This is a genomic window from Streptomyces sp. NPDC051207, from assembly GCF_040682395.1.
Lineage (GTDB): Bacteria > Actinomycetota > Actinomycetes > Streptomycetales > Streptomycetaceae > Streptomyces.
Genome location: NZ_JBFBAX010000012.1, coordinates 1 through 12,151 on the forward strand (window position 1 = coordinate 1; position 12,151 = coordinate 12,151).

At 73.3% G+C, this 12,151-nt stretch carries 10 protein-coding genes; all 10 read right to left on the minus strand.

What is annotated here, in order from left to right:
• A partial coding sequence (locus AB0M97_RS14280) for a fasciclin domain-containing protein (RefSeq protein ID WP_365961133.1) occupies positions 1-431 on the minus strand: 431 nt, incomplete at its 3' end.
• Between the two features lie 76 nt (positions 432-507).
• Positions 508-2,121, minus strand: coding sequence for a sulfite oxidase (locus tag AB0M97_RS14285; RefSeq protein WP_365961134.1), 1,614 nt, complete (start codon positions 2,119-2,121; stop codon positions 508-510).
• Positions 2,122-2,323: 202 nt separating this feature from the next.
• Entirely contained in the window at positions 2,324-3,070 is a 747-nt protein-coding gene (locus AB0M97_RS14290; RefSeq protein ID WP_365961136.1) for an anti-sigma factor, read from the minus strand.
• Positions 3,067-3,651 (minus strand): ECF RNA polymerase sigma factor SigK, encoded by a 585-nt coding sequence (gene sigK, locus AB0M97_RS14295; protein WP_365961137.1) that lies wholly within the window; start codon positions 3,649-3,651, stop codon positions 3,067-3,069. Before sigK ends, AB0M97_RS14290 begins: the two co-directional genes overlap by 4 nt.
• Before the next feature lie 145 nt (positions 3,652-3,796).
• On the minus strand, positions 3,797-4,354 hold the full coding sequence (locus AB0M97_RS14300) for an ATP-binding protein (protein ID WP_365961138.1): 558 nt from the start codon (positions 4,352-4,354) through the stop codon (positions 3,797-3,799).
• 198 nt (positions 4,355-4,552) lie between these two features.
• Positions 4,553-6,838: an N-acetylmuramoyl-L-alanine amidase gene (locus AB0M97_RS14305; RefSeq protein ID WP_365961139.1), complete on the minus strand. Its 2,286-nt coding sequence runs from the start codon at positions 6,836-6,838 to the stop codon at positions 4,553-4,555.
• A 132-nt stretch (positions 6,839-6,970) separates the two neighbouring features.
• Positions 6,971-7,711, minus strand: coding sequence for a VOC family protein (locus AB0M97_RS14310; protein WP_365961140.1), 741 nt, complete (start codon positions 7,709-7,711; stop codon positions 6,971-6,973).
• Between the two features lie 82 nt (positions 7,712-7,793).
• A complete protein-coding gene (locus tag AB0M97_RS14315; RefSeq protein ID WP_365961141.1) occupies positions 7,794-10,196 on the minus strand; it encodes a SpoIIE family protein phosphatase in 2,403 nt (800 codons plus the stop codon).
• Positions 10,197-10,506: 310 nt separating this feature from the next.
• Entirely contained in the window at positions 10,507-11,454 is a 948-nt protein-coding gene (locus AB0M97_RS14320) for an oxidoreductase (protein ID WP_365961142.1), read from the minus strand.
• Positions 11,454-12,134 (minus strand): DsbA family protein, encoded by a 681-nt coding sequence (locus tag AB0M97_RS14325; RefSeq protein ID WP_365961143.1) that lies wholly within the window; start codon positions 12,132-12,134, stop codon positions 11,454-11,456. Before AB0M97_RS14325 ends, AB0M97_RS14320 begins: the two co-directional genes overlap by 1 nt.
• Positions 12,135-12,151: the final 17 nt, after the last annotated feature.

Here is a 12,151-nt window from a genome sequence, read left to right on the forward strand (position 1 = left end):
TTGTCGCTCAGGACCTTGTCGAGGTCGGCCTTCGGGATCTTCGCGAAGGCGTCGTTGGTCGGCGCGAACACGGTGATGTTCTGGGCGTTGTTGAGCGTGTCGACCAGACCGGCCTTCTTCACCGCGGTCACCAGCGTGGACAGGGCCGGGTTGTTGGAAGCGGCGGTGGCCACCGGGTCCTTGGCCATGCCGTCGAAGGAACCGGCACCGTCCTTCGGCACCGACGCGCAGGCGGAGCCGAACGGCTCGTCCGTCGCGGGGGCGCCGGTGTCGGCCATGGAGTCGTCCGAGGCGGGCGCGGACGCCGATGCCTTGTCGCTGGTGTCCGACTTCGCCGAGTCGTCGCCGTCGCCGGAGCAGGCGCTCAGTGCGAGGGGGAGTACCGCGGCGGCGGCGACGGTCACGGCGATGCGGCGGATGCGGGTCTGCATGGTGTGTCTCCTGTTTTTCGGGTGCGGCGACGTGCCGCTCGATCGGGGGGTGGGTGGTGTGGGTAGGAGGGCGCGGTCACTCGACGGTGACGACGACGGAGTGCCATCCGCTGGCGCCGTCGGGGACGGTGCGCGTGCGCTTGTCGGTCTGGGTCCGGCCGGTGCGGTCGGTCGCCCGCACGGTGAGGGTGTGGCCGCCTTTGCGGGCGTCCCAGGCGTAGGTCCACTGGCGCCAGGTGTCCCGCGAGTCCTCCGCGGCGAGGGTGGCCTGCCGCCAGGGGCCGTCGTCGACGCGGATCTCGACCTTGTCGATGCCGCGGTGCTGGGCCCAGGCCACGCCGGCCACCATCACGGTTCCGGCCCCCGGCCGGGCGAACGGCTTGGGGGTGTCGATGCGGGACTGCGTCTTGACGGGAGCTTCGCGGGCCCAGTCGCGCTTGACCCAGTAGGTGTCGTAGGCGTCGAAGGTGGTCAGCTCGATGTCCTTGATCCATTTGCAGGCGGAGACGTAGCCGTAGAGGCCGGGCACGACCATGCGGACCGGGAATCCGTGGGTGAAGGGCAGGGGTTCGCCGTTCATGCCGACAGCGAGCATCGCGTCGCGGCCGTCCATGACCTCCTCCACCGGAGTGCCGATGGTCATGCCGTCGACCGAGCGGGCCACGAGCTGGTCGGCCGGACCGCCTCGGGAGGGCGGCCGCACGCCGGCCTCGCGGAGGAGGTCCGCGAGCCGGACACCGATCCAGCGGGCGTTGCCGACGTACGGGCCGCCGACCTCGTTGGACACGCAGGTGAGCGTGATGTCCCGCTCGACCAGGTCCCGCCGCAAGAGGTCGTCGAACGACAGCGTCAGGGGCCGTCGCACTCCTTGGCCGTGGATGCGCAGTCGCCAGGTGGTGGCGTCCACTTTGGGCACCACCAAAGCGGTGTCCACCCGGTAGAAGTCCTCGTTCGGGGTGATGAACGGGCTGACGCCCTTCACCCTGGCCTGTGCGCCGCGTGGTACGGCCCGGGCGGGTGAGGCCGGGGCAGGGAGGACGACGTTCCTGCGCGAGGCGACCGCTTCCCGGCCGCTGGAGGCGTTGAGGGACCGGCCCAGTACGCCCGCCCCGGACGAGGCGGCGGCAGCGGCGGTCGCGGCGATCACGAACCGGCGCCGGTCCCAGCCCTCCTCGCGTTCCGGTGAGGTGGTGCCGGGCGAACCGGCGGGTGAGGTGAGGCGGCCGATGAGGACGTACAGCAGGGCACCCGCGACGATCGCCCCGACGACGGACGGGAGGGCGTCGGCGAGACTCGTGGAGTCGGGGCGGCTGGTGGCAGCCGCCGCCCCGACGACCCCGAACACCAGGACTCCCGCAGCGCCGGCCCGGCGGTGGCGCAGGGCGACGACTCCGAGGACCGCGGCGAACAACGCCAGCACGGTGAGGATGCCGAGCTGCAGGATCAGCTTGTCGGCGGTGCCGAAGGTGCGGATCGCCCAGTCCTTCACGGCGGTCGGGGTGCGGTCGATGGCCGCACCGCCGACCGCGACGACCGGACCGGCCTGCGGCCGTACTGCTGCCGCCACCAATTCGGCGACAGCGAGGGCGGCGAAGCCTGCCAGAAGCCCGCTCAGCGCACCCAGCCCGAGCCGTGCCCTTCGCCCGGGACCGCTCCCGGTGTTGCGCGGTGCCTTCTCTTTGTCGCTCACACCCGTAATCCGGTCCCGGCCGGGCGGCGGATTGCCCTGAATCCCCGTGAATTATTTTTTTTCCGGACCAATCCGGCCGCCGCGCGGCTACGGATGGTGCGCCTGTCCGTACTTCCCCACCCGGCCGTGGTGGCTCACCCGGGCGCAGGGTTGCCGCACAGTGCGGCGAGCACGGGTACTCCGCTGTTCCGCGGCAGGGGATTCAGGCGGGCAGGGCCACCAGCGCCAGCGGGGACGTGGTGGGGCGGGTCGAGCCTCCGGCGGGTTCGACGGTGATGCCCACGGCCGACGCCGCGTTCGCCGAGCCGCTCAGGATGACGGCCTGGTTGGTGCGGTCCGCGTCCATCAGGCCGGCTGATCGCATGGTGCCGTCGACGTCGTACCACAGCTGATACGTCTTGTCCGCCGGGAGGTCGGGCAGGCCCGCCGCCATGAGTACGGACTTGTCCCGCTGACGCGAGAAGACGACCGTGGCGCTGGCGTCGCCGTCGATGCTGACGCGGCGGGCGACGGCGTCGGACGCGCCCACCACGGCAGCGAGCTCGTCCGTTCGCCGCTGAGCCTCCTCGGCCCGCACCGCAGCGTTCTCGGCGCGCTGGTGCTGCCAGGCAGCGACGCCTCCGAGGCCGGTGGCCGCCGCCAGGCAGGCGGCCAGCGCCAGCTGGGGAAGGCGCCGGCGCAGCCTGGTGGCGGGCTTGGCCACGCGGACAGTGGGAGGCACCTGCCGGACCGTTGCCACGCGGTGCAGGACGTGCTGCTTCATGGCGGGGCTGGGCGTGACGGCCACCGCTGCCGCGAGCCTGGCGGCTGTCGCGGTGAGCTCGGCCACCTCCTCCCGGCAGGACTGGCACACCTCGAGGTGCTTCTCGAACAGCGCCCGCTCCTCGTCGGACAGGGCGTGCACCGCATAGGCACCCGTGAGGGTGTGCAGGTCGGCATGGGTGGTCATGCGCTCACTCCCAGGCAGTCGCGCAAGCGGATCAGTCCGTCACGCAGGCGGGTCTTGACCGTGCCCAGCGGCACGGACAGCTGGGCGGCCACCTCGCGGTAGGTGAGTCCGCGGTAATAGGCGAGGGTGACGGACTGGCGTTGCAGCTCCGTCAGCGTGCGCAGGCACCGGCGGACCTGCTCCTGCTCCAGGCGGTGCTCGACCTGCTCACTGACTTCGTCGTACTCGGGCAGCTGGTCCAGGAGCGCCGCCTTGTGGTCCCTCGCCGCGGCCGCCTCCACCGAACGGACCCGGTCGACGGCTCGGCGGTGGGCGAGCGTGAGGACCCAATTCATGACGGTGCCGCGGTCGGGCCGGTAGCGGGGCGCGGTGCGCCACACCTCCACCAGCACCTCCTGGGCGACCTCCTCGGACTGGCTCCGGTCGCGCAGCACGGCACGGGCCACACCCAGTACCGGGGCCGCGACGGCGTCGTACAGCGCGGCGAAGGCGTCGGCATCTCCGCACGCCACCGACTGCATCAACGCTCCGAGGTCCGGCCGGCCCGCCGACTTGCGCCCGATGAATGCAGGCTCTTTCACTGAGTCCGTCCCCCGTTCGGCACCCGCCGGCCACGCCGGGCATCCCCGACAGCTCGCCTTACCGTCCTGAGCACGCAGCGGATGGAGCACCGCCTTTTGTCACCTGTCACGAAGGGAATCCGATCCTGAGGGGCGAATGGATTGGTCAGTTTCCGCGGGTTCTGCCGCCGGGGGCGGTCGGCCGAGGTGCCTGTCCCGGCGCCGGCCGGCCGTCCTGGACGCAACGGCGCCGCCCGGGACGGTCTGCCGTGTTCCCTTCAGCCTCACCGACAAGCGGCCCCGGATCATCGGCTCCGCGTCGGTCCATCATGTCCGCCCACACCGTGTGCCCGTCGTCGTCGACGCGGTCGCCCCACGCACTGGTGAGCGCGTCGACCAGGAAGAGGCCCCGGCCGCCCTCGTCCATCCAGAAAGACGGGTGCCTCCAGCGGGCCCGGACGAGTTCCACGTCGATCGTGTGACCCGCGTCCGCGACCTCGACCCGGACCGTACGGCCGCGGCATCCGCAGCACAGGGACACGGTCACCCGTACCGGTGGCCGGCCGTGGCGCACAGCGTTGGAGACCAGCTCCTCGAGGACCAGCCCGGCGTCGTCGGCGAGTTCCCCGGCTCCCCACGTGCGCAGCCGACTCCGCACGGCCCCGTGCACTTCGTGCGCGCACTCGACCGATGACAGGACGGAACTGCTGTAGGTGTATTCCATGACATTTCACCCTTCGGCCTCACTGAGTAATCCGTGGCCGTCGGGCGAATGGATGGCTGCGGACCGATCGCAGTCGCCGATGCCCGCCCATGGCGAAAACCCAACCCCCGCCTGCTGGGATTGGGCTCGCCCGTCTCACCGCGGACGCCGTGGCGGTGCAGTCGCCTCGGCGACCGCCTCCGCCTTCCGCCGCCCCACCTACTTGACGTACACGACACCGTCCGTCGTGACGGTCGGCCGGCCCGAGGTGCCCGCCACGACGATCTTGATGGTGTGCCTGGCGCTCGTGGACCAGGTTCGGGTCCAGATCGCGTCGCGGTACTTCGTCGTGGCCGACTTCAGGTCGACCGTGGCCGTCTTCGTGCCGTCGATGTACACGTGCGCCTGGCCCGAGGTGGAGGCCCGGGACACCACCCAGGCCACGGAGCGGCCGGTGAAGGTCCACGTCAGGGAGGCGTTCCTGGCGGAGCTGGAGTACGACTTGCCGCCCAGGTAGCTGGTGGAGGACTTGGTCGTCCAGGTGCCGGTCCTGGTGGCGGCGGACTCCTGAAGGATCACCGGGGTGCCGGTCACGGAGGCGGAGCCGGTGTTGCCCGCCTGGTCGTACGCGGTCATGGACCACGTGGTCGCCGTGCCGGACGCGGCGGTGCGGTTCGTGGCGCCGGTCGTCGGGCCGTACGTCGCGGCGGCGGGAGCGGTCAGTCTGACCTCCTTCAGGGCGGCGTTGTCGGCGGCCTTCCAGCTGAGCCTGAGCGGGACCGCCGCCGTGTTCACGGTTCCGGTGCGCAGGGCGAGGCTCGGCCTGGTCGGGAACGTCGGGGCCGTGGTCTCCGCGACGACCGTCGCGGCCGGGGAGGTGGCGACCTTGCCGGACTGGTGGGTCGCGCGGACCTGCACCCGGTGGGTGCCCACGGGCAGGGTGGCCCTGGCCGAGGTCGCGGTGCCGGCGGCCCTCGTGGTGGCCATGCCGTCGACGAGGAGTTCGTACGCCGAGATCAGCGAAGCCGGTGTGGTGGCCGACCAGTTCACCGTGATGCCGGCCTTGGTGTAGTACGTCGTGCCCGACAGGCCGGCGCCGGTGACGGACTTGATCGCCAGGCCGGTGACCGGACCGGCGGCCCAGTCGCGGATCGCGGGCAGCTTCGCGTAGAGCTGGTCGCCGGGGCACTGGGTGTTGTAGCCGTCACGGTGCCCGTGGATGGCCGGGAAGCTCAGCTGGGCACCCTTGGCCCAGGTCTTGCCCGCGTAGTTGCGGCCGCTGTCGCCCGCGGTCAGCGTGGTGGTGCCGGTCGGGCTCACGCCGTACTGGCCCAGCTTCCAGGCGGCGACCTTGGCCACCGACTCCATGGCGGCCTGGCTCGGCGCGACATCGGTGTACGTGCCGAGGACCGAGATGCCGGTGGTCTCGGCGTTGAAGCCGTAGGCGTGGGCGCCCATCACCGGCTTGTCCACGCCGCCCTTGCGTCCCTCGTAGACGGTGCCGCATTTGTCGACGAGGAAGTTGTAGCCGATGTCCTTCCAGCCCAACTGCTTGACGTGGTACGCGTAGATGCCCCGGACGACGGCCGGGGCGTCGGCGCAGGTGTAGGCGTTGGACTCGGCGGTGTGGTGGACCACCACCGCCTTGATCTTGCCGCCCGGCAGGTAGCCCGGTTCCTCGGGGCTGATCGACTCGTCCGCGCCCCATGCGGCGCGCGAGGTGATGTCCGGGCGGGGCGCGCTGGACGGCGGGGCCGTGGGGCCCGTGGCACTCGGGCTCGCGGTGGTGGGGGACGGGGCGGAGGGGGACGAGGGCGCGGACGAGGTCGGTGCCTCGCTGGAGGGCGCGGGGGCCGTCGGCGTCACGGACTCGGTGGGCGTCGCCGTCGGATCGGTGCTCGCCGTGACGTCGGTGGAGGGGGACGCGCTGTCTTCCGCCTGGCTGGGGCTGGGCGATGCCGTCGGGTCGTGCGTTTCGTCGGCGCGGAAGGCCGCCGGCTCCATGTCGCCCCCGGCGTCCGCACCCGGGTCGATCATGTCCAGGCGCAGCCCCGCGGGCAGTGCCGCGGACGTCTTCCCGCTCGCGGTGACGCGCACCTCCACGCCCTCGGACGGTCCCACCCAGGCCGGTTCGGTGCCGCCGCGGCGGGCCCCGGGCTCGCCCCGGCCGCTGTCGCCGTCCAGGCGCAGCCAGTCCGACCACCGACCGGACCCGGCGGCACGGGTACGTGCCTCCACCGTGCCGGCGAAGGTGGCCGCCGGGTCGGTCCAGGTCACGCCGAGCATGCTGAACGGGGCGCCGGTGTCCTGCTTCCTCAGCACGGCGCGGCGGCCGTCGCCGGCCGGCTGCAACGGGGCCGTGTGCGCCCGGGGCCGGACCGGGCCGGACTTGCCGTCGGAGGCTGTGCCGTCCGCCGGCGGCGCGGTCACTCCGTGGAACACAAGGGCCCCGGTGAGGCCGACAGCGGTCACGGCCGCCGTACCCCAGACGTACCGAGATCTCATGGGGAACCGATTCTTCCTTCTGTGGGACAACGAGCTTCTGTCGTCGGGGGATTCAGGCCGGGCATCGGGTCAGGATCACCGCGTCGGGTGACCGGCACGAGGACGTGGGGCGTCCGGCAGGCCGACCCCGCCTCACGACGCGGCCAACACGCAGAACTCGTGCCCCTCCGGGTCGCTCAGGCAGGTCCACGCAACGTCTCCCTGGCCGAGGTCGAGGTCGGTGGCGCCGAGGTGCCGCAGCCGGTCCACCTCCGCCGCCTGGTCGTCGCCGGGGCGCGGTTGCAGGTCCAGGTGGACGCGGTCCGGCGCGGTCTTCACGTCGGGCGTGCGGCGGAACTCGAGGTAGGGGCCGACGCCCTCGGGGGAGCGCCACACCGCGTGGTCGTCGGTCACCTGGTGCGGGGTCCAGTCGATCGCCTCGCCCCAGAACCGGGCCATGGCCCGCGGATCCCCGCAGTCGACCACTGTCCGGGCGACGGGGCCGGTGTCCCGGTAGGTCTCCCGCGGCTCCAGCACGCAGAACTCGTTGCCCTCCGGGTCGGCGAGGACCGTCCACGGCACGTCGCCCTGGCCCACGTCGGCGGGTGTCGCACCGAGCGCCGTCAGACGCGCGATCAGCTCCTCCTGATGCGCCGCGGAGGTGGTGGCGAGGTCGAGGTGCAGACGGTTCTTCGCCGTGGACGTGCGCTCCGGGACGGGAACCACGTCGATGCCGACCGCCACCGGGTGCGGCCACACGAAGTCGCCGACGGGACCGACGTAGGTGGTCACGCCGGATTCCCGGACGTTCCAGCCGGGCGCCTCCCCCCAGAATGTGCCGACCGCCGAGCTGTCGAGAGCCTTGGTGTTCACCTGAACCGGGCGCAGTGCCATGCCGGGATCTTATGCACGGCCTGTGCCGGGGACGCGCATTCATCGGCCTTTCGGGTTCAGGCCCAGGGCCTGTTCGCCGGGCTCAGGGCCGGAGCGTCAGCTGCTGTTCCGTCCAGATCGTCTTGCCGGACGCCGTGTAGCGGCTGCCCCAGCGGTGGGCGAGCTGGGCGATGAGGAACAGGCCGCGCCCGCCCTCGTCCATCAGCCGGGCCCGGCGCAGGCGCGGCTGGGTCTGGCTGGCGTCGGACACCTCGCAGATCAGGCTCTTGTCCTTGATCAGCCGCAGCCCGACGGGCGGTTCGGCGTAACGGATGGCGTTGGTGATCAACTCGCTGACGATCAGCTCGCTGGTGAAGGTCAGCTCCTCCAGGCCCCACGCGGCGAGCTGGGCGGTGATCAGCCGGCGGGCCTCCGCGACGACGCTCGGGTCGGCCGCCAGCTGCCAGGCGGCGGTGGTGCCCTCGGGCAGCCGGCGCACGCCGGCCACCAGGACGGCCACCTCGTCGGCGGGCGGCCCGGTCAGCACCTGGTCGAGCCCGGCCCGCCCGATGCCGGCCGGGGAGGCGCCCGACGCGGCGGCGGTCGCCATGCTCCGCTCCAGCAGCGCCATCCGGTCGTCGTCGGACCCCAGCCCTTTGGTGTGGAACACCAGGACGCTGTCCGGCGCGAGCGTCAGCTCCAGCGGCTCGAAGGGCAGGGTGCCCGTGCCGAGCGGCGGACCCGGCGTGAGGTTCACGCGCCCGCTCCGTCCGTCCGGGGTGATCAGGACGGGCGGCGGATGGCCCGCGCCGGCCATGACGCAGCGGCCGGTGACCGGGTCGTAGACGCAGTACAGGCAGGTCGAGCCGAGGACGCCGCCGTCCGGTGACTGCGGTTCCGTGCTGCTCAGCCGGACCACGAGGTCGTCCAGGTGGGTGAGCAGCTCCTCCGGCGGAAGGTCGAGGTCGGACAGCGTCTGCACCGCCGTGCGCAACCGGCCCATGGCCGCCGTCGCCGCCAGCCCGTGCCCGGCCACGTCACCGATCACGAAGCCCACCCGGGCGGCCGACAGCTCGATCACGTCGTACCAGCATCCGCCGATGCCCGACGCGCTGCCGGCCGGCACGTAGATCCCGGCCGACTCGGCCGCGCTGAGGGCCACGCCCGAGGGGGGAAGGAGACTGCGCTGCAGGGTTTCCACGGTGCGCAGCTCGGTGGTGTACCGGCGCGCGTTCTCCAGGCTCAGCGCGGCCCGGGAGGCGATCTCCTCGATCAGCGGGACGTCGCTGCCGGTGAAGGGCGTACGGTCCCCGGTGCGCCACAGGCCCAGCACCCCCAGCACGCTGCCCCGGGCGTGCAGCGGGACGAACAGCGCGGACGTCGCCGCCTCGGGGAACAGCAGCCGGCGCCGTTCCTCGTCGACGTTCAGCTCGGCGGCGAAGGCGGCCATGTCGGGCACCAGGACGGTCTGGCCCTCCACCAGGGCCTCGCTCTCCTCCTCCCGGGCGCGGACGGTGTCACCGACCTGGTGGATGTCCTCGGGCCAGGTGCCGCTCGCCGAGGCGGTGGCGATGCGGCGCAGCCGGGTGCCGGGGAGGAACCTGCTGGGCTCGCGCCCCAGGAAGACCGTGTCGGAGAGGTCCACGCTCACCAGGTCGGCGAAGGGCACGAGGACGGCGGCCAGCTCCTGGGCGTTGTGGGTGACGTCCAGGGTGCGGCCGAGCCGCGTGGCCGCCGCGTGCAGCAGGGCGAGCCTGCGACGGGCGGTGTACTCCTCGGTGATGTCGGTGAACACCGCCGCCACACCCGTCGCACCGTCCCCGGCGTCGTGCAGGCGGAACGCCGACAGGGACAGCACCCGCTCCTGCCCGGAGGCGGTCAGGGGCCGCGCTGAGTGCTTCCAGTCGATCAGGGCCTCGCCGGTGTCGAGCACCCGCCGCAGCTGCTCCTCGATCGCCTCGGCATCGTCCCGTACCAGCAGGTCCGTGAGCCGCAGACCCGGCGGGCACACCCCGTCCGGGTGACACCCCACGCCGAACCGGCGCGGGCCGGCGTTGCCCCGGGTGATCCGCAGGTCCGTGCCGAGGATGAGCAGGCCGATGTGGTGCTGGCCGAACAGCGCGCGGATCACCGACTCGTCCTCCGCGCGGGAGCCGGCCGCCGCCTCGGACCCGGGGGCCACGCGCACCACGAACCGGGTCTGGCCGGACGCGGGCAGCGGCAGCACCGCGGCGTCCGCCTCGACCGTCGAGCCGTCCTGGTGGATGAGGGACGTGCGCAGCGTCCGGTACTCCTGCCCGGACGCGCCGAGCGCCCCGGCCCAGGCGTCCGGCTCGGTGACGAGATCCGTGATGCGCCGGCCGCGCAGCTCCCCGGGAGGGCGGCCGACCAGGGCCCGCACCGCGTCGGTGCACCACATGACGACACCGTCCCCGTCCAGCCCGAACACCGCCGCCCGGTCGTCCGGCGGCCCGTCGATGCCGTGGGCGTGTGTCGTCGGAGTCACTCGGCTGCCTCGATCTGTTGAGTCCCTGAGCACCGGGGGAACACCACGCTTCCCGGCCATTGTGCGCGAGACGGTCCCGGACAGCACCCCGGGGCGGCCGGCCCGCACGCCGGCCGCCCCAGCCCCGCAGGCCCGCCGACGACCGGCCGCACGCCGGCCCGCACGCCCACCCGCACCGGGCCCGCCCGCCGGTCCGCACCGGGCCCGCCCGCCCGCCCGCACGCCGGCCCGCACGCCCGCCCGCACCGGGCCCGCACGCCGGTCCGCACCCGGCGCGGGCCCCCGGCGCGCGCCCCCGCCCCCGCCCGCGTCACGCACCGACCGGATACGTCACCCCCGTCAGCCGTTCCGACTCCCGCCACAGCCGCCGTTGCGCCTGCGCGTCGTGCGACCGCCTGCTCGACTCGACCCGCTCCGGATGGCCGGTGAACTGGGCCGGGCCGGGAGGGCCGAAGTAGGCGCCGCCCTCCGCGTCCGGGTCCGTCGCCGCGCGGAGGGTGGACAGCGCGCCCATCCGCGGGGACTGCACCAGCCACGAGTTGAGAAGGCCCAGGCGCGGGCTCATCAGGGCCCTGACCGGCGCCGGGAAGTCACGGGTGAACTCGGTGGCCGCGTTGCCCGGATGCGCGGCCACCGCGATGGTGCCCGCCCCGGCCGCCGTCAGCCGCCGCTGCAGTTCGTAGGTGAACATCAGGTTGGCCAGCTTCGCCCGGAAGTAGGCCGGCATGGCGCGGTACCCGCGCTCGAAGCCCAGGTCGGCGAAGTCCATCCGGCCGTGCCGGTGGCCGATGCTGCTGACGGTCACCACCCGGGAGCCGGGCGTCGTCAGCAGCCGGTCCAGCAGCAGGCCGGTGAGCGCGAACGGGCCGAGGTGGTTGACGGCCAGGGTCTCCTCGAAACCGTCCTCGGTGACACCGTGCCGCAGCCGCAGCCCGCCCGCGTTGTTGATCAGCAGGTCGATACGGGGATGGTCCGCGCGCAGGGCTTCGGCGGCCCCGCGGACCGAGGCGAGGGACGCGAGGTCCAGCCGCTGCGTGACGACCCTCGCCCCCGGCGCGGCAGCCGCGATGCGGCGCCGCGCCTCGGCCGCCCGGTCCGGGTTCCGGCAGGCCAGGACGACCGTGGCGCCGCGCCGGGCGAGCACCCGGGCGGCCTCGAAGCCGATGCCGCTGTTGGCGCCGGTGATCACGGCCGTCCGGCCCCGCTGGCCGGGTACGTCCGCGGACGTCCACCGCCGCGCCGCCGCGCCGCGGGCCATCAGCCGCAGCCTCCCGCGTGGCCCTGGTCGGCGCCGGTGGCCGTGAGGAGCCCCGCGGGCAGGTGCTGGGCGCGGACCCGGGAGACGAAGGCCGGGAGACGGTCCACGCCCCAGTACTTGTCGAAGCCGTTGATGAAGTACGGCACCCCGAACACGCCGTCCCGGTGGAGCCGTTCGAGCGCGGCCATGCCCTCGGCGCGTACGGCCGGGTCGGTGGCCGCCGACGCGAACGGCCCGGGGTCCAGGCCCAGACCGGTGGCCAGCCCGGCCATGACGGCCGGGTCGGAGATGTCCTTGCCCTCCTCCCAGCGGGCCCGGTAGACCGCGTCGACGAACGGGCGGCCCAGGCCGAGGCGGTCGGCGACCAGGTAGGCCAGGTGCGAGACCTCCCAGCGCGGGTCGCGGTCCTGCGGCCAGACCATCTCCAGGTCGCGTTCCCCGGCCAGCCGGCGCACGTCCTGGAGGATGTACAGGTGCTTCTCCCGCGACATGGGGACGTACGGCAGGCGGATGCCCCGCTCGGTGAGGTCGTGGCCGGTGGGCTCGTCCGGCTCCCAGAAGGGGAACCAGTCGATGGCCTCGGCGACGTCCGGGTAACGGTCCGTCAGATCGCGGTAGGCCATCCAGGAGTACGGGCTGCGGAACGAGAAGTACCAGCGCGGGGCGCGGCGTCGGGTCATGGGGCTCGGGCTCCTCG